Below are 18099 nucleotides of genomic sequence, written 5' to 3'. Positions count from 1 at the left end.
TTTATTTCAGCAGGGAGTTATCTTACACTATTTTAGAAAAAAAAGCCAGATTTCAATGAAGAAATCTGGCTTTTGAAATGTAAAAAAGGGATTCTATTTTTTTAGTATTTTTCCTTTAAATACAACCTTGTTTCCATTGGAAAGGGTATATATATAAATCCCAACAGGTAATTTAGTACTATTTATTTTTGTAGTGTTTTCACCAATTGAGCCTTTTAATTGCGTTGGAGCTCCCATTGCTCTTCCAAGAATATCATAAATATTTAAACTTAAGTCTTGTCCGTTTTCTGAATTAATAACAATATTGAATGATTCTGAAGCGGGATTAGGATAGGCCATTACAGACAATCCTTTTGTTGCTATTAAGTCATTGATAGCTAAAGTTGTATCTGTTTTTAATTCAAAACGTGCGATAACTGGAGCATGATCAGAAGTAGTATTGACATAATTTGCTACCTCCAGTCGAGGGTCGTAAACGAAAGTAGAATTGGGTACATAATCCTTAGTTAATTCATTTGATATGATAATATGATCTAAGAAACCACCTGAGGACAGGTAAGTAAAAGCTCCTGCTTTGCTAATTTCTAGAGTTAAAGGATTGTAGCGTACATTGTCTTCCACCATTTTCTGGTAGGATGAAGGGTTTCCTGCAATAACGGACTCATCGACATCATCATTATAATCTCCTAAAATTATCAAATTGGCATCTGGGTAATTGACATCTAAACTGTCTTTCAAAAGTTCAACATCATATTTTCTCATGTTGTATCTTGCGATATCACTGCCACTATTTGCTCTGGCGTGAATATTAATGATTTTTACATCTTTTTTTACACCGCCGATATTCGTTTCAATTTCAACCATTTGTGGTAAGCGTCCAGAGGAGTAAAAGCTAGTGCTATTTCCGCCCGGGTAATTGGGTAAAGTTGTATTTCCTGCACGAATGTCATTATATAGTTTACTAAACATTACGCGACTCTTTTTTACTGTAGTGGTTTGGGTGTTATAAAGTACTACTAATTTTTGAGCAGGGAAATCCGCTTCAGGTGCATTGAAAGAGTAGGACCAAGCCGGAGAAATTACTTTGTCAAAAGTTTTTCCGTTGATACTTATTTTTTGAATTAATGCATCTAAAGCAGCATCGTCAGAAACCTCTTGAACGGAATAGACATCCGCGTTTAGTGTATTCATTACTTTGGCAACATTTTCAATTTGCAATGCGTCGTCTATTGGACCAAACTCAGTTCCTGTTGAACCGATTACATTGCTTCCAAAAAATTCTAAGTTGTAGGTTACAATATCAAAGGTTTCTGTTTTAGGTAAGGAAGATCCATTTAAAAAGCCTATTTCTTGGTTCAATCCGGTTCCAACAACTGTCAAAGGACCCGAAATACTCAATGCTTTGGAAGAAGGGAAAAAACGAGCATAAATTATTTTACCTGCAACTCCATCAGTAGCTGAAATCACTAAATTAGATTGAAAATTACTGTTGTCAACAGATAATTGGTAGTCAGCAGGAGCCGTTACAGTGATATCGCCGTAACCGCCTGCCATGAAAATAAAAGACTGGCTTGTTGACGCTGTATTTGGCGCTACTTCTCCAAAATTCAAAGTAGGATTTGAGGCTAGAAATGCTGTTTCGTTAGCGATTTTTACATCATCAAGGGTCCACTCAGCAGTATCCGTTCCACCAGAATTTGTAGTTTCGTAAACCCAAGCTATAAAAGTATGATCAGATTTATAAGCTTCCAAGTTGATGTATTGCGACTGTTTAAAAGTTCCTGTAGTGGTAGGAAAATCGCCTTCTAAAGGAGTCCAAGTTGCTGTTTCTGGGTTGCTTTTACCATCATAATCTAAAGAAATCATTAGTTTAAGTGGTGTTCCAGAGAAAAATTTGCGAGAATAGAAAGACAACAAAGGGAATTTGTCAAATGTATTCAAACGTAAATTAGGAGAAATTAACCAATCTTTGCTGGCTCCTGTTTCAGAATATCCATTTATTTGAACTGCTGCAGGTGAACTGTTAAAACGTGTCGTGGTGCTTACCCACTTAATCTTGTCACCCGCTACGCTATATTCCGTCCAACCGCTGTTTGTTAGAACATTTGCATCATTAAAATCTTGGATGTAAGGATTAATTCCTGTTCCTGATACCGCCACCGTTTTAGTAGAAGCTCCGTTTGTTTCATGAGTGATTTGTCCTGAAAAAAGGCCGGTTGCAGTAGGTGTAAATTTGACATAAACTAAAGGTGTACTTCCCATATTGAAATCTTCTGATAGGAAAACCAATGTGGTTTGGAAATCAGTAGTTTCATTCTTCGAGATTGTAAAGTTTCCGGTTGCAGTCAAGGTTACCGCTCCAGTAAGGTTTTGAGCGTTAATCTGGTAATTTAATGGTGTGGAACTAAAATTTTGCTCTACAAAACTAAAATCTAAAGCAGTTTTAGTAGTTAATAAGGAAGGGACTACAGTGCTGGAAGTTGTTATTTCCAGTTTATTGCTTTCCGATTGGGTGTTGCCGGTTGCATCTTCGGATACAGAATATACCACATAAGCAGTTGCTAAGGTTAGTCCCGTAATGTTTTTTACAGACGGAGCATTAGGTTCTGCGATTTCGATTATACCTGCTTGTAAAGCCGCTGTATCAGTAGCATTTGTTCCTGCTTTTATTTGAGCTGTGCTTGGAGTTGCACTTGCTGTTGGTAATACCACAAAATAGGTTTTACCAGCTTCGTCTAATTGAGATGAAAAATCAAATCCATCTGACAAGATGTTGCTGATTTTTGGAAAACCATCCCCATTTACAGGAGGTGTAACATCATTATTCACGCTGATGTTGTCAACGGCAAAGGAGGGACGTGAACCACCACCTGAAACTTGTCTTGAAATCCATCGGATCTGAACTACTTCTTTATTATCACATTCCGTCGGCAGAACAACTTTTATTTTTTGAATGTTTTGTCCTGTTGTACCCGAAGTTTGTCCTGTTGTTCCGCTGGCATAGACCGTTGGTAATAAAGTAATAAAAGCATCGGCTGTGCCAACCCGATATTGCAGTACTAATTCGTTTATACGGCTATTTGTACCTCCGTTATAAGGATTCCGAATCACCATCGCATCATATTCTACTGCAATTCCGGATTTACCAAGTGTTTTGAATGCAAACCCAATTGTTAAATCTAAGGAACCGGTGTTTAAAAATCCAATTTTTCCATTGTAATTATGGAAATTTCCACTGCTGGTAGCAGCTGTACTACTGGCAACTAAGGCCCTATCTGCAACTAATGTAGCTGTTGTATTGAATGAACTTCCCGGAGCTGTGCTGGCGGTCCAGCCCTGAAACCCTGCGGGATAAGTGGTAGATGCTGCATCAAGAGCGGTGAAATTTTGAGCAAATGGCAACTCTTGCGCTATGGGTGCCGTTCCTTGGGCAAAAACGGTTGTTGATAGACAATAAAAAAAACTTAAAAAAGCCATTAAATGGCGTAAATGGTAATTGTGTTTCATAGGTTTACAATTGAATTAAGCAGCAAAAATAATATTTCCAACGTTAAGAGAATATTATAAATTGAGCTATTTTAGATTGTAAACGAAAACATTTTCAGATTTAAGTTTCATTTACTAATATTTAATTTTCGTTCCAAATTTTAAAAATAAACAACAAAAAAGACCAATACGCATTTAACTCGTATTGGTCTTTTTCAAACTAAATTAATTGTTACTTATCCAGTTTAATATTTCCTCGGTCTTCCTTATTGTCAGGATGTTCGTTAGGATAGCGATTTGGAATAATATCCGAATTATGATCTTTATTTTCTACCATTTTTTTTGCTTGTTCTTCAGGAACTTGCTCTACATCTGATTTTAAATTATCAGAGGTGTCGGCATCGTTTTGTGCTACAGTTCCGTCTATATCTCTTGCTCTTTCAACAATTTTTTGATTTCCATGGTTGTCAGTTTCAACCTCTTTTTTTAAATGGGTTGAGTCCGGATTTTTATTTTTGGTCAGGTTCTCACCGCTAAATCCTTCGTTTGTATTTTGTTTATTATTGGTCTTTTTTGAACCTAAATCATTATTTTCCATGATCTTGCTGTTTAATTGTTAGTCTTACTTTTTATAATATTACGTTATTAATTTTAGATGTATGAACTATTTAACATTGCTTTTGGTTTACCGCAATAAATGTAGTCCGTCACTTTTAAATCCAACAAAAACAAAACTATCTTTGCGCGCACAATTAATTCAATTCAATGTCTCATTCGCATTTCATTATTCACAAACCTTACGGCTATTTGAGTCAGTTTATTTACGAGTTAAAAAGAAAAAAGAAACTGCTAGGAGAATTGTATGATTTTCCAAAAGGTACGATGGCAATTGGTCGTCTTGACGAAGATTCCGAAGGATTATTATTGCTGACAACGGATGGTATGATGAGCGAAATCATTCGAAGTAAAAAAGTCGATAAAGAATATTATGTCCAAGTTGATGGCATTATTCATCAAGAAGCCATCGAGCAATTACAAAAAGGGGTTGAAATAGGTTTCAATGGAACTAAATACGTCACCAAACCGTGTACCGCTTTTTTGATCAATGAAATTCCTGCTTTTGGTACTAGAGGAAAAAAAATTCGCGATGAACGTCACGGTCCAACTTCTTGGGCTTCGATAATTGTGAATGAAGGGAAGTTTCGCCAAGTTCGTAAAATGACTGCCGCTGTTGGTTTCCCAACATTGCGATTGGTTCGTGTTCGAATAGGTAACGTACATCTCAATGATTTACCGGCAGGAGAAGTTTTGGAAGTGCCTGATTTTGCAGTCGATTCGAATGAAAAATAATAATAAAAATAACAATAATTGCAATGTTAAACATCGTTTTAGTAGAACCTGAAATCCCAAACAACACCGGAAATATTGGTCGATTGTGCGTGGGTACCGAAAGCCGTTTGCACTTAATTCATCCTTTTGGATTTGTTATAAATGACAAAAACCTAAAACGTTCTGGATTGGATTATTGGGTGCATCTTGAGGTGACTGAATATCAAAATGTAGCCGAATGGAAAGCTCAAATTCCCGATTTATCGCGAGTTTTCCTGATGAGTTCTCATGCCAAAAAGTCGTATTTAGAGACTGATTTTCAGGATGGTGACTGGTTGGTTTTTGGAAAAGAAAGTAAAGGATTGAGCGAAGCAGTTTTGAACCAATTCGAAAATCATCTGACAATTCCCATGTCACCGTTGATTCGAAGTTTTAATATTGCTAATTCGGTGGCGTTTGTCATTGGGGAAGCAAAACGACAACTAGCATTAAAGCTTTAAGAAATTACAAATTTACCTTTGGACGCATCAAAAATGATATGTTCATCTTTGAAAAGCGTATTGAAACTTCCTTTAGAAATAAAATTACAGGGTTGATCTTGTTGAACAGTTTCAGGAGTCATGATGATCATTTCGTCACTCAATTGTATCGCCATATCAATATCGTGGGTAGAAAAAAGTATGCATTTGTCCGTTTCGGCGGTGAGTTTTTTTAGCAATTTAAAGAGAGAAACTTTGTGCAATAAATCTAAATGGGTTGTGGGTTCATCAAGAATAATAAGTGGTGTATCTTGAGCTAAAGCTCGTGCAACCAATACTTTTTGTAATTGTCCGTCGCTGATTTCGTAATGCTTTTTGGTAGCTAGATGACTGATTTGTGTCAATTCCATCGCTTCATTTACTTTTACGATATCAGCAGCAGTTAATTTTCCTATCCAATTTGTGTAGGGTTGCCTTCCCAACGCAATGAGTTCAAAAACAGTCAAGTTGCTTGGAGGCAATTTTTCGGTCAGAACCACACTTAGATTTTGTGCCAAGGTCAAAGCGTCTATTTCATGAATGTTTTGACCATTGAGTAAAACAGTTCCTGAAATTGTTTTTTGAATGCCTGTTATTGTTCGCAAAAGTGTCGATTTCCCAATACCATTGGCACCAATCAAAGCAATAAGTTTTCCTTTTTCTAAAGACAAATCAATACCTGATGAAATAATGGTATTTCTTTTTTTATCAGTATAACCAATGCTGATTTGTGTAGCCTGTAAGATGATTTTATTTCCCATTATCCCATCATTTTTCGTTTCCTAATTAGTAACCAAATCACAATTGGAGCACCGAAAATAGAAGTTACAGCATTGATTGGCAACGTGAAATCGCTGCCTGGAAGTTGCGAAATACTGTCGCAAATAAGCATGATAACTGCCCCGAAAAGTATGGTACTCCAGAATAAAATCGTGTGATTACTCGTTTGAAAAACCAGCTTTGCTATATGAGGTACCGCTAATCCAATAAAGGCTATTGGACCAGCAAAAGCGGTGATGCTTCCTGCTAAAATACTGGTGGCAAAAATGATAATCAGACGTGATCTTTTATAATTTAAACCCAAGCTTCGGGCATAATTTTCTCCTAGAAGTAATGAATTTAGTGGTTTAATACTGAACAAACTTAAAAGTAGACCAACTACAACACAAATTGATAAAAGAGAAATGGAAGTCCAAGATAAATTGCCTAGATTTCCCAAGGACCAAAAAGTAAATTTTTGTAATTGTTCAGCAGTACTAAAATAGGTTAAAGTTCCAACAATGGCGCTGGTTAAACTCCCAAACATCAGTCCTACAATTAAGATCGCCATCGTATCCCGTAAGCGATGAGAAACAGCCAATACTGCCAGTAAAACAGTGAAACTACCCAGACTAGAAGCCAATACAATTCCATACGATGATACTAAAAGTGTAGCTACAAATGGAGGTAAAAGGGTGGCGCCCAAAATGACTGTAGCAACACCTAAACTAGCACCGGAACTCAATCCCAGAACGTAAGGTCCAGCCAGCGGATTTCTAAACAAAGTTTGCATTAATAAACCGCTAATGGATAATCCCATCCCAACAAGAATGGCAGCAATAGCTTTGGGTAAACGATAATTGATAATGATATATTCCCAGGTTTCTTTGCTGGCACTTTGCCCCGTTAAGCTATTAAAAACTTCTTTTATAGGAATAGAAACGGATCCTAAACTGATGTTGATTAGGAACAAAAAAAACATTCCGATAGCTAGGAATATAAAAAGTACTGTATTTCGGTTGGTTTTAGTCAATTTATTCTAATTTCTGAAAGAAAAAAAGTTTATGGTTGGGCAGCAATTCTGGATGAAAAATTTTAATCAAATCTTTCAATACCCAGTCGGGGCGAGTGGGAGACCATTCAAAATATAAAATCCCTCCTTTTGCGCCTTTATTAATACTGTACGAATATACTTTTTTATTTTTAAACGAGGTAAATTCACTATAATGCGGATTGCTGTCACTCATTTGTTTCAACGAAGAAAAGTCACCTGGAGCAATCCAATATTCGGCATTTTGTGCCTTTTCTAGGATTTTTTCAAAAGGCAATGGCAAACTGCCAGTCCCTTTAGTTTCAGCCCATAAATAATTAGATTGTGCGTCTTTAAGAAATAGCGAAGCCCAACTCTCGCCTTGTGGAACGTACCATTGATTCTGGAACATTGCACCGCTAAGGACGGTGGGTTTTGATGTTGCTTTTTTGGCTAAAGCCAAAGTGTTTGTGTATTCTTTTTCGATAGTAGAAAAAATAGTATTGGCTTTGGAATCTAATCCATACAACGCGCCGAAAAACTTAATCCATTCGGCTTTTCCAAGTGGAGATTGCTCCGTCCAGTCGCCGTTTATCATCACTTTTAAACCGCTTTTTTGCAGATTATCTAAAGTTGGATTGCTGTTGTTCAAACCAAAGCTGACGATTAGATTGGGATTCATATCAATTAAAACCTCGGTATTTAAAGTTTCGTTGGTGCCAACTTCCCTGATTTTTCCAGAATCAATCCTTTTTCTGGTCTTTTCGGAAGAGATGTAATCGGTGTTTGGAAAACCTACTAAGGTGTTTTCTACGCCTAACATTTCTAATGCTGGAATGTGCGTGGTTGAGGTGACAACAATCGATTTTATAGGAATTGGAATGATGGGAAACTGTTTTAAACTGTCTGGAATGATTCCGTTTTTTTCTTGTAAAACGTAGGTGAAATTTTCTTTGGCGTTAGGCCAAGGACTTGTGATGGTAACGATTGTATACCCGTTGTGTTTATAGATTTCCAATCCTTTAGCGTACTGAATTTCATTTGCTGAAGTTGTATTATTGGCGGTTGGATTGTCCTTGTTTTGTTTGCATCCAGCTATGGAAATGACAAATAAAAAGAGCGTGAACGGGAATAAAAAAGATTTCATAAAATGGTTTTCAAGAAGTGCAAAGGTATATTTAATCCTTTTTAAAAATCAAAATTTATTTTTTATTCCAATCATAAAGCTATATTTGCACCCGTATTGAGGTTGCTGTTTTGTTTTTTCAAAATAGCATTAAAAGGGAATCAGGTGAGAGATTACAGATTTCAGGATTCAGATTTCAGGAGTTAAATCCTAAATCAAGAATCCTAAATCAAGAATCTAAAATCCTGGGCTGTACCCGCAACTGTAAGCTATCAAGCTTGTTGTTATCTACAAAACCATTGTTCAAAAATTTTAGAAATATTGATTTACGAATTAGGAGTAAAAAATCCTTAATGAATAAATTTAGAATCCTAAAATCCAGAATGAGAAGGTAAACAACAAGACGCAAGCCAGGAGACCTGCCTATTACATCGAGTATCAAACTTTCGGGAAAAAAGGTTTGGGTATGGGTAATTCTATGCTTTTCTCCCCATTTTTAGTCATGTAACAGAAAATAGCTGTTACTAAATGTTTAATTAAATGAACAAAAAAATCGTTCGTATTAGTGCGTTGTGCGTACTAATAACTAGCTGTGCTTTTGCGCAACAAAATGAAACTATTTCTTCTCAAGATGAATTGAAAGAAGTAGTGGTCTCCGACTCTAAATTTGCTTTGGCAAAGGAGAAATCAGGAAAAGTAATCACTAAAATTACCGCTCAGGATTTGAAAAACAAAGCGGGACAAAGCCTTGCCAATGTCTTAAGTTCCGTTGCAGGGGTAGAAATTAATGGGAACCAAAGTGCTGCGGGAAAAAATTTAGGGTATTACATTCGCGGTGGAAAAAACAATCAGGTTTTGATTCTTATTGATGGAATTCCGGTGAATGATGCATCAGGAATTAGTTTTGAGTATGATTTGCGTTTGCTTCCGGTAGAGCAGGTGGAAAGTATCGAAATTATGAAAGGCGCAGCAAGTACGTTGTATGGATCAGGTGCCGGAACTGGAGTAATAAATATTACGTTAAAAAAATCTGGCAAAAAAGCGATTGAAGGAAATGCCTATGTAAATGTAGGAACCAATAATACTGCAAATACTGCTAAAACCAGCGCTCAAAATTACAATCAAGGTTTTTCGGTTAACGGAAATGCAAATAAAGTGAATTATTTTGCCTCTTTGAATAGCACTGAAATAAGCGGAATGTCACAGATTGCTCCTGTAAATCCAGATGATAATTACGAAGAAGATCTTTTTTCCAGAATCAATTATTTGGCAAAGTTAGGGTATAAAGCCACAGAAAAATTGACCTTGGATTTCTTTGGTAGTTATGACAAAGTCAAAATGGATTACGATGCTACTTTTGATAATACCGGTACAAATGATACCGATTTGAATTCCACCGATTCAGAGCAATTTCGCTTTGGTTTTTTACCAAAATACAAATATTCTAAAGGGGAATTTGTTTTGAATTCCAGCTTTAATAAAATAGTACGAACGTATAATGATTTCAATTTTTATTCGAATACACCGGGATTCTCGCAATATGAATCTCGAAGTGTGAATGTAGATGGTTTTAATAAATATGAATTTTCAGAATCTTTCTTTGTTGTGGCTGGAGCACAATATCAGTTTCATGATATGAACAGTATTACTCCTTTTGGCGGAATTTTGAAGGAAGCTACAAAGTTTAATATGATTGATCCGTATGTTACAGGTGTTTTTTCCACGGATTTTGGATTGAATTTAAACGCTGGAGCACGATTGAATATTCACAGTCAGTACGGGAATCAATTGGTTTATAATGTGAATCCTTCTTTTGATTTTAAATCGATTCCTTTGAAAATTTTAGCGTCGTACAGCACCGCTTTTGTAACGCCTAGTTTGTACCAATTGTATTCTGAATATGGAAATGCAGATTTAACACCGGAGAAAAACAGAACTGTAGAAGCTGGTTTTGAAACCCAACTTTCGGATAAAAAAATCAAATTGAATGCGGTCGCTTTTTACCGGGAACAAACTAATTTCATAGGATTTTATTTCAATCCGGTAACTTTCGATTCGAACTACATTAATATAGACGGAATGAATAAAGCAAAAGGAGTAGAAACCGAATTCTCTTTTGCCTTGAGCGAAAAAATCAATTGGAACTCTAATTATACGTTTACACAAGTAGATAAAGCCCTGGATCGCTTGATTCCAAAGCATAAAGTGAATTCAGCTTTGGATTTTCAAATCAATGACCGATTGTTTTTTAATCTGGATTATCAATATGTGGACAGTAGAAATGATGCTTTTTTTGATGGAAATACTTTTGCTACAACGAAGATTGTTTTAGGTTCCTACCAATTGGTAAATACTTCAGTTCGCTATGAATTGGTTAAAAACAGGTTGTCCGTTTTTGGTGCGGTTAGCAATATTTTAAATGCTGATTTTGTTGAAAATGTAGGCTATAATACGTTAGGAAGGAATTTTAAATTGGGTATGAATATCAAGTTATAATTCGGAATTTTTATTAATACAAAAAAGGCTTTCGTCACTGAAAGCCTTTTATTGTTTACAAGAGTTGTTGTTATTTCAATTCAGAAATAAATGCTACAATTGTTGCTGCAATTTTGTTTTGTTCCAAGTCATTGGTCAAATATTCTCGATCATCAAGATTCGACATATAACCCAATTCAACCAATACTGCAGGTGCCTCTGATTTTTTTAAGATGAAAAAAGGCGCTTTTCTTACTTCAGATGATTTGAGCGTATTGTTTTGAGTGAATTTAGTACGAAGGGCATTTGCAATCAAAATGGATTTTTCGCTAGCCGCAGATTCATTGGCGACATAAAACTCCATTCCGGATTTAGCTACATTTGCACTTTGGTTCACATGCAAGGACAAAACTAAGTCTGGTTTGATATTGTTAATAATCGCCGTTCTATCGGATAGAGAAATATATTTATCTTCATTTCTCGTAAGATGAATTACTACATTTTCATTTTTATTCAAGAATTTTATTTTAGTAGTGATTTGTTCTACAATCAGTTTTTCAGTACCAGAACTGGAAGTGGCTCCAAAGTCAGTGCCACCATGTCCAGCATCAATAACCACATTGATTTGCTTGGTTGTTTTTGTATCAGGTTTTACAAATGCGAAAGAAACTAGAGCTGCGCAGATTAAAAATAACGGAATTGATTTTTTCATAGGGTTTTCAGTTTGGGAAGTTATTCCATATAAACTTACAAAAAAGATATTTATTATCTCAATTTTTTTATTTTTTAACGAGTAATAGTAAAAATTTAGGTTCAAAAAAGGGCCATCATTAAAAAAGATTGCCACAGATTCAAAGATGGTGCTCTTCAAAAATGTGGCAAACTGGTACTGTATTCCAATAATTAATCTTGCAGTTCTATGGTTCTGTAAGATGAAAAATAGTTATTCTATTATTCTAGAGCTCTCAAAAGTCCTTCTGGAGCTTTCTCAAGATACATTTGGTTTTGTATTCCTAATATGGATTTTGAATCGGTCAAAAAATTAAATTCTTTACCCGGACTTTGTCTCATCATTCGGGATGCTCCTGCGATTTTTGCAATCGCGGTACTTAATAATGGTTCTGAAGGATCTCCAAGAACGCCTAAAGTACTCACTGTTTCCTTCACTAAAAAATCAGGTTGCAATCCATTGAAATAATCGCCAAAACCAACAGAATTTACAATTTTTAACACAAGAGGTTGCATGGCATATCGGTGTTTTGGATTTCTATTTTCGGATCCAAATGTTGGGGAATCATATAACGTCACAGATCCAACATTTTTTCCAACAGTAACATCCCCAATTTGGATTACATTGATGTGTGGTTCAAGCCCATTGATTACGAGTTCGCTGGCTGATGCGGAACTAGCACTGGTAAGAATGTAAACTTTGGTTAAGTTTAAACTATTAATTGCTGTAGCTCCTATTTTATCTGTAAAGTAATTGTACAAAGCTTCTGGGCTTTCGGCTTCGAAGTAATCATTGATTTTCTTATTCCATTGTTGCTTAGCAAATACTTTTCCTGTAAACTGTCCTGTAATCATACTGGCCAATCGAGTGGCAGTTTGAACGGAACCTCCTCCGTTATACCGTAAGTCCAAAACTAGTTCGGTAGCTCCCTGAGATTTTAGAGACGCAAAAGCCTCGTTTAACTGAGTATCAAAATTGGCATAAAAACCATTATACATTAAATACCCAATTTTATGAGAACCAGAGGTGATTACTTTATTGATTAAAATTGGATTTTCAGTTAATACTGTTTTTGCTAAGTCTACTGATTTGCCATTTCCAACAATAGTAGTTCCATTAAAATCCGCAAGATTTAGTGTGTAATTTTCATTGGAACCAAATAACAACGATTGGTAATTGCTTAGGGTAAGTGGTGTCCCATTTACGGCTGTAAAGAAATCCCCACGTTTAATGTTTTTAGTCGATGCATCTGAATTGGCAATAATATAACGTACATAACCAAATAGTTCAGTTGAACTTCCTGGTTTGTAACTTAAACCAAAATCGACACCGTTGTTTTTAGTAGTACCTTGAAGACTGCCTTCTAGTTCTAAATAGTCATCTACAATCCAACTGAATTTATCTATTGATGGACTCACTCTTAATGCTCCAAATAAATCTTCTGGAACGGGGTAGCCACTTAAGAAAGTATTTAATGCGGTTTGGTCAGCAAAACGATCATCTGCTAAATTAGGCACGTCGGCTTGCCATAAATAATATTGATTCATTCCTTTCCAAATAAAATCTTGGATTTCTAAACTAGGGGGAGGCGGAATGTCATCGTTGTCTTGGCAACTTTGAAAAGTAAAAGCCGTAATGAACAATAAAAGCGTAAGTTTGAAGTAGGTTCTCATAAATTTGGTTTAATACTATAGTAACGTAAAAATACTAACTTTAGTTTTATTTTAAGTTTAATGTAGCAAAAATAATTTTGAATCGTCTTAATTGTATAACCCGTTTAATACCGAAGTTGTTATGAACCAAAATGAGTTTGTGTTAATGGTGGCTCCATTCAAAGACAAAGTCTTTAGATTAGCAAAGCGCTTGCTAGTCAGTACAGAGGAAGCCGAAGACGCCACGCAGGAAGTTTTGGTGAGATTATGGAGCAAAAATACAGCATTGGCGGGCTATAGTAGCATTGAAGCTTTTGCGATGACGATGACAAAAAATTATTGTTTAGACCAGTTAAAGTCCAAAAGATCAGGAAATCTCAAAATTGTTCATTCCAATTATACAGATTCAGCGCCCACATTAGATAAAAAACTGGAAGATTGCGATAGTTTGAATTGGGTTGAAAGAAGTATCAGTCTCTTGCCCGAACAACAGCGAATCATCATTCAGCTCCGTGATATAGAACAATATGAGTTTGAAGAAATAGCAAAAATGCTTGATATGACCGAGAGTGCAATTAGAGTAGCCCTTTCCAGAGCACGAAAAACGATACGAGAATACATGACAAAAACACATAATTATGGAATTATATAAAGTAGAAACGGTACTTGAAAGATACTTTGAAGGTGAAACTTCTATTGCGGAAGAGAGAGAATTACAGGATTATTTTGCGACTCAGCAGGTTGCGCCACATTTAGAAAAGTATGCTGCATTATTTAATCATTTTGCTGTGGCAAAAGAACAACAGTTTGAACAAGAAATGCCGTTATTTGAAATTCAAAAGGAGGAAAGCGGCATTAAAAAACGAAATTTAGGCTGGTTGTCGATCGCAGCTTCGGTTGTTGTTTTGATGGGAATTGGTACGTATGTTTTCTATCATTCGGAACCGGTAAATAACAGCAAAGATTTAGGAACGTATGATGATCCCGAAGTAGCTTTTAAAGAAACTCAAAAAGCGCTTTCACTATTGTCAAAAAATGTAAATGTTGGCATAGAAAGTGTAAAGTATGTTGAAGAATATCAAATAGCAAAAAACAAAGTATTCCGAAAAACCAAAAATAAATCTAGAGGTATTTAATTGCTTTTAGAAAACAATAATCACGGCGTAAACGCCACAATCAATTAAAATAATGCTAAATAAATTTAAAAAAATGAAATCAATCAATCCCAATCCAAGTTTTTGCACACCAGCAAATCAGATGCAAAACAAAAGCCGTTTAAGTACTGCTAAAAAGTTTTTAATCACCGTAATGTTAGTTTTTATTGCGAGTCCCATTTTTGCGCAAGCGGCATTTGATAAATTCGACGGACAAGATGACGTAACCTCTATTATTGTCAACAAAAAAATGTTTGACTTAATGAGTAAAGTAAAAGTTGACGCCTCAGATAAAGAAACCCAACAATATTTAGCGTTGATCAAAAAGCTGGATAATTTAAAAGTATTCACCACAAAAAGTACTCGTGTAGAAGGTGAAATGAAAGTAGTGGCTGATAAGTATATCAAATCAGCTGGTTTAGAAGAGTTAATGCGCGTCAATGAAAATGGCAGAAACATCAAAATATTGGTAAAATCAGGGTCAACAGATTCTCAAATCAGAGAGTTGTTGATGTTTATTGAAGGCGCTAAAAATGAGGATACCGTTTTAATGTCTTTGACTGGTAACTTTGATTTAAATGAAATTTCGATTCTTACTGACAAGATGAGAATTCCTGGAGGTGATGATTTGAAAAAAGCAACTAAAGGAAAAAGATAAGATGAAAACAGGATATGGAATTTTGCTGCTGTTGAGTTTAATACTGATCAGTTGTAATTCGGAGCCGACTTTGCAAAAATATTTTGTAGAAAACACCGAAAATAAAAACTTTATTGCTTTGGATGTGTCTCCTGATATCTTGAATGTCGATAAAACAAAATTATCTGTAGCTCAAAATGATGCTTTAAAATCTTTTGACAAAATGAATGTTTTGGCTTTCAAATTAAATGATAAAAACAAAGCGGAGTTTGAAATGGAACGTGCCAAAGTGGACTTGATTTTGAAGGATAAAAAATACCAACAATTGATGAAATTTGGTTCTGGAAAGGAAGGTGCTTCAGTAAGTTTCGTGGGAACAGATGAGCACATCGAGGAATTTGTTTTTTATGCCAATAAGAAAGAAAATGGTTTTGCAGTAGTGCGCATTTTAGGTAAAGATATGAACCCTACTAGTGTGATGACCATGATGACGGTGTTGCAACAATCTAATATTGATTTGGAGCAGTTGAAACCGCTGCAACAATTAATGAATAAATAAATTGTTAGTTCAAAAAAGTAAAGCGTCTTGATAAGTTCAAGACGCTTTTTTTTTGAGTAAATTCCAGTTTTTTTTAAAAGAATTATTTACAAAACATTTTTTTGTTTTTAACGGCACTTTGACTGCCTAACTGAATTGCTTTGGTAAAATCGGCACATGCATTTTTCTTATTTTGTGCATGAAAATTAGAAAGACCTCTCAGGTTATAGGCGATATAATCCTTTTCGTTTAAACTAATAGACATGGTGCAATCTTCAATAGTGCTCTTGTAATCCTTCGCCTTATAGTTGATGTCAGCTCTTGTGGTGTAAGCATCACTTCTTTTAGGTTCTATTTTTATTGTGGTGTTAACGTCATTTAAAGCACCTTTAATATCGCCTAATTTTTGTTTCAAAAGCGCTCTGTTTAAATAAGCTGAGGCAAACAAAGGATCAATCCGAATAGCTTTGCTGTAGTCGTCGATAGCGCCTTTGGTGTTGCCGCCTTCTGCTTTTTTTATGGCTTTGTCAAATAGATCATAAGCGATTGGACTTTGACTCCATCCAGCCAAGGAACTTAATAATAATGCGAGTAGGACTAATTTCTTCATAAAAAGTAAGGTTTGATATTGGGGTAATTTCTTTATTTTTTTACCAAAATCTATGAGATAAAGGTACAATCTTTTTTTTAGCTAGTTAGTTAACGAACAGAAATAGAATTTATTTTAAATTAGGTGGTCCAAATAGTAAAAATCACTAAAAGTTGGTATTGTGGAAGCTTTTTTATACTTGTAATTTTGCATTAGTAAAGATTTTAATCGGATCCTTTTTTTAAATTAATACAGACTAAAGATGGAAAACACAGCAGCAGAAAGACACTATAACAAACCTGTAAAAAAAAAGAATACTACAGTATTTTTATACATTGGAACTTTCTTCTTGTTTGCAGGAAGCGTATCTGTAGGAGTTTTGATGGTTATGTTTTTTTTAAATGCTTTGGGGAAAATTTTTTAACTAAACAATGAGATTCTTGTTATTTCTATAAATCGATTTTTTGTTAAACAAAAATGCTTCTGAAAACGTCAAGTGAACTTGATTTTTCAGAAGCATTTTGTTTTGTGACCACGGTGGGATTTGAACCCACACGCCCTTGCGAGCACCAGCCCCTCAAGCTGGCAAGTCTACCGTTTCTCCACGTGGCCTAAAAAGATAAAAGGCCAAGTAATAAATTACTCGACCTTTTGTGACCCGACTGGGGCTCGAACCCAGGACCCCATCATTAAAAGTGATGTGCTCTACCAACTGAGCTATCGAGTCAATGCTTTCAAGGAAATTATGTGTTGATCACTAAAATTGTGACCCGACTGGGGCTCGAACCCAGGACCCCATCATTAAAAGTGATGTGCTCTACCAACTGAGCTATCGAGTCATATTCTTTCCTTGAATGCGGGTGCAAATATAAGGACTTATTTTGGAGTTTTCCAAGCAATTTTATTATAAATTTGTCTTTTTTAAACAATAAATCTTAACGCCTTAATTTATAAGGTTTTATTCTATGAGAAAAATTATATTATTAGGCTATATGGGGTGTGGTAAGTCTACAATTGCCAGTAGCCTGTCAAAAAATATCAAAATCCCTTTTGTTGATTTGGATAAAAAGATAGAAGAGAAAACGAATTTATCGATAAATGCTATTTTTGAAAAGCATGGAGAAATTTATTTCAGAAAATTAGAACACGAAGTTTTTTTGGAATTGTTGCATTCTCCCGATGAGTTAATTATTGGTTTAGGGGGAGGAACGCCATGTTATGCCAATAACCATGAATTGCTAAAAGGGGAAGGTGTTGTTTCTATTTATCTGAAAGCGTCCATTGAAACTTTGTTTCAAAGATTAGCAGTTAATAAAAGTAAACGCCCTCTACTTGCGGATAAAAGTGAGGGCGAAATGAAAGAGTTTATTGCTATCCACCTTTTTGAACGAAGTTTCTATTACAATCAAGCACAATATAACGTGGTGGTTGATGATAAGACAATTCATCAGACGGTGTTGGATATTATGGACCTTTTAGCTTAAATACGCGTAATTATCATTGTTCTCATCAAATACCACTTGAACGTGCTCTAATAATGATGTGGACAAGGATATGCCTTTGAAATCTGCTTTTACAGGGTATTTTTTATGATTCCTGTCAACTAGAACGGCTGTTTTAAATTTTTTCAAAGGAACGTCTATAAAGTGTCGTACGGCATAGATCAATGTGGTTCCTGAATTCAATACATCGTCCACAAGAATAAGGCCTTTGTTGGCATAGTGCTCTTTTGATAAAGAAGTGTGGATCGGTAAGTCCGGATTCTGTTTGTTAATTTGTACTTCGCAAAGAGAAACTTTAATTGGCGAAATAGTTTCTAGCACCTGCGCTATTTTTTTCGCAAATATAAAACCGTTGGCTGCAATTCCGGCAATGACAATTTCTTCTTCCTCCACAAAGGTCTCATAGATTTGGTATGCAATCCTTTTTATTTTGTGTTCTATTTCCTGATTTGTTAAAATTATATTTTTGCTCATTTTTTTGTTTTTTTTGCTTGTTTAAGGTTTCAAGATGCTTTTGCAAATGTTTTTAAAATTTAGGTTTTGCACGAACATTAAACCCATATCTCTTCGTTTT

At 35.3% G+C, this 18099-nt stretch carries 18 protein-coding genes, 3 tRNA genes and 1 riboswitch; of the genes, 9 read left to right on the top strand and 12 right to left on the bottom strand.

Going from position 1 to position 18099, the window contains the following annotated elements; genetic code table 11:
- Nucleotides 1–93: 93 nt before the first annotated feature.
- A complete protein-coding gene (locus E0F91_RS01390; protein WP_132064577.1) occupies nt 94–3507 on the bottom strand; it encodes a T9SS-dependent choice-of-anchor J family protein in 3414 nt (1137 codons plus the stop codon).
- Nucleotides 3508–3718: 211 nt separating this feature from the next.
- Nucleotides 3719–4084 (bottom strand): hypothetical protein, encoded by a 366-nt coding sequence (locus E0F91_RS01385; protein WP_132064576.1) that lies wholly within the window; start codon nt 4082–4084, stop codon nt 3719–3721.
- Nucleotides 4085–4251: 167 nt separating this feature from the next.
- Between E0F91_RS01385 and E0F91_RS01380 the strand changes: the two genes are divergently transcribed.
- Both E0F91_RS01380 and E0F91_RS01375 read left to right on the top strand, forming a co-directional pair.
- Nucleotides 4252–4836, top strand: coding sequence for a pseudouridine synthase (locus E0F91_RS01380; RefSeq protein ID WP_132064575.1), 585 nt, complete (start codon nt 4252–4254; stop codon nt 4834–4836).
- Between the two features lie 23 nt (nt 4837–4859).
- Entirely contained in the window at nt 4860–5315 is a 456-nt protein-coding gene (locus E0F91_RS01375; protein ID WP_132064574.1) for a tRNA (cytidine(34)-2'-O)-methyltransferase, read from the top strand.
- Here the strand turns inward: E0F91_RS01375 and E0F91_RS01370 are convergent.
- Genes E0F91_RS01370 through E0F91_RS01360 form a run of 3 tightly spaced genes read right to left on the bottom strand, consistent with a single transcriptional unit; the run spans nt 5312 to nt 8269 of the window.
- Complete coding sequence (locus E0F91_RS01370; protein ID WP_132064573.1) at nt 5312–6094, bottom strand: ABC transporter ATP-binding protein; 783 nt, start codon at nt 6092–6094, stop codon at nt 5312–5314. The genes E0F91_RS01375 and E0F91_RS01370 overlap by 4 nt on opposite strands.
- A complete protein-coding gene (locus E0F91_RS01365) occupies nt 6094–7125 on the bottom strand; it encodes a FecCD family ABC transporter permease (protein ID WP_243698815.1) in 1032 nt (343 codons plus the stop codon). Before E0F91_RS01365 ends, E0F91_RS01370 begins: the two co-directional genes overlap by 1 nt.
- Nucleotide 7126: 1 nt before the next feature.
- The gene (locus tag E0F91_RS01360; RefSeq protein ID WP_132064572.1) at nt 7127–8269 is read right to left on the bottom strand and encodes an ABC transporter substrate-binding protein; all 1143 of its coding nucleotides are present in this window, start codon (nt 8267–8269) and stop codon (nt 7127–7129) included.
- A gap of 82 nt (nt 8270–8351) precedes the next feature.
- A riboswitch (cobalamin riboswitch) is annotated at nt 8352–8689 on the top strand.
- 99 nt (nt 8690–8788) lie between these two features.
- On the opposite strand from E0F91_RS01360, the gene E0F91_RS01355 reads away from it, so the two are divergent.
- Nucleotides 8789–10744, top strand: coding sequence for a TonB-dependent receptor plug domain-containing protein (locus E0F91_RS01355; protein ID WP_165930073.1), 1956 nt, complete (start codon nt 8789–8791; stop codon nt 10742–10744).
- A 70-nt stretch (nt 10745–10814) separates the two neighbouring features.
- On the opposite strand, the gene E0F91_RS01350 is transcribed toward E0F91_RS01355, so the two are convergent.
- A complete protein-coding gene (locus E0F91_RS01350) occupies nt 10815–11435 on the bottom strand; it encodes an N-acetylmuramoyl-L-alanine amidase family protein (RefSeq protein ID WP_132064571.1) in 621 nt (206 codons plus the stop codon).
- Nucleotides 11436–11674: 239 nt separating this feature from the next.
- Nucleotides 11675–13126, bottom strand: a complete 1452-nt coding sequence (locus E0F91_RS01345; RefSeq protein WP_132064570.1) for a S41 family peptidase — start codon at nt 13124–13126, stop codon at nt 11675–11677.
- A gap of 121 nt (nt 13127–13247) precedes the next feature.
- Here E0F91_RS01345 and E0F91_RS01340 point away from each other — a divergent pair, with 121 nt between their 5' ends.
- From E0F91_RS01340 to E0F91_RS01325, 4 genes are all read left to right on the top strand, one after another.
- Nucleotides 13248–13757 (top strand): RNA polymerase sigma factor, encoded by a 510-nt coding sequence (locus tag E0F91_RS01340; RefSeq protein WP_132064569.1) that lies wholly within the window; start codon nt 13248–13250, stop codon nt 13755–13757.
- Nucleotides 13744–14241 (top strand): hypothetical protein, encoded by a 498-nt coding sequence (locus tag E0F91_RS01335; protein WP_132064568.1) that lies wholly within the window; start codon nt 13744–13746, stop codon nt 14239–14241. The genes E0F91_RS01340 and E0F91_RS01335 overlap by 14 nt, the downstream gene beginning before the upstream one ends.
- A 121-nt stretch (nt 14242–14362) precedes the next feature.
- Entirely contained in the window at nt 14363–14917 is a 555-nt protein-coding gene (locus tag E0F91_RS01330) for a DUF4252 domain-containing protein (RefSeq protein WP_132064677.1), read from the top strand.
- Nucleotide 14918: 1 nt separating this feature from the next.
- On the top strand, nt 14919–15455 hold the full coding sequence (locus tag E0F91_RS01325) for a DUF4252 domain-containing protein (protein ID WP_132064567.1): 537 nt from the start codon (nt 14919–14921) through the stop codon (nt 15453–15455).
- 82 nt (nt 15456–15537) lie between these two features.
- On the opposite strand, the gene E0F91_RS01320 is transcribed toward E0F91_RS01325, so the two are convergent.
- Nucleotides 15538–16044, bottom strand: coding sequence for a tetratricopeptide repeat protein (locus E0F91_RS01320; RefSeq protein ID WP_132064566.1), 507 nt, complete (start codon nt 16042–16044; stop codon nt 15538–15540).
- A gap of 241 nt (nt 16045–16285) precedes the next feature.
- Here E0F91_RS01320 and E0F91_RS17650 point away from each other — a divergent pair, with 241 nt between their 5' ends.
- Nucleotides 16286–16447 (top strand): hypothetical protein, encoded by a 162-nt coding sequence (locus tag E0F91_RS17650; RefSeq protein WP_165930072.1) that lies wholly within the window; start codon nt 16286–16288, stop codon nt 16445–16447.
- Nucleotides 16448–16552: 105 nt separating this feature from the next.
- Here the strand turns inward: E0F91_RS17650 and E0F91_RS01315 are convergent.
- From E0F91_RS01315 to E0F91_RS01305, 3 genes are all read right to left on the bottom strand, one after another.
- Nucleotides 16553–16635 (bottom strand) — tRNA-Leu (locus E0F91_RS01315).
- 42 nt (nt 16636–16677) lie between these two features.
- A tRNA-Lys gene (locus E0F91_RS01310) sits at nt 16678–16750 on the bottom strand.
- A gap of 39 nt (nt 16751–16789) precedes the next feature.
- Nucleotides 16790–16862, bottom strand: a tRNA-Lys gene (locus E0F91_RS01305).
- A 126-nt stretch (nt 16863–16988) separates the two neighbouring features.
- Here E0F91_RS01305 and E0F91_RS01300 point away from each other — a divergent pair.
- Complete coding sequence (locus E0F91_RS01300; RefSeq protein ID WP_132064565.1) at nt 16989–17507, top strand: shikimate kinase; 519 nt, start codon at nt 16989–16991, stop codon at nt 17505–17507.
- Here the strand turns inward: E0F91_RS01300 and E0F91_RS01295 are convergent.
- On the bottom strand, nt 17499–17999 hold the full coding sequence (locus E0F91_RS01295; protein WP_132064564.1) for a phosphoribosyltransferase domain-containing protein: 501 nt from the start codon (nt 17997–17999) through the stop codon (nt 17499–17501). The genes E0F91_RS01300 and E0F91_RS01295 overlap by 9 nt on opposite strands.
- Nucleotides 18000–18099: the final 100 nt, after the last annotated feature.

Origin of the sequence: Flavobacterium sandaracinum (assembly GCF_004349135.1) — a bacterium.
GTDB classification, from domain to species: domain Bacteria; phylum Bacteroidota; class Bacteroidia; order Flavobacteriales; family Flavobacteriaceae; genus Flavobacterium; species Flavobacterium sandaracinum.
This window is presented reverse-complemented; position numbering and strand designations above follow the sequence as displayed.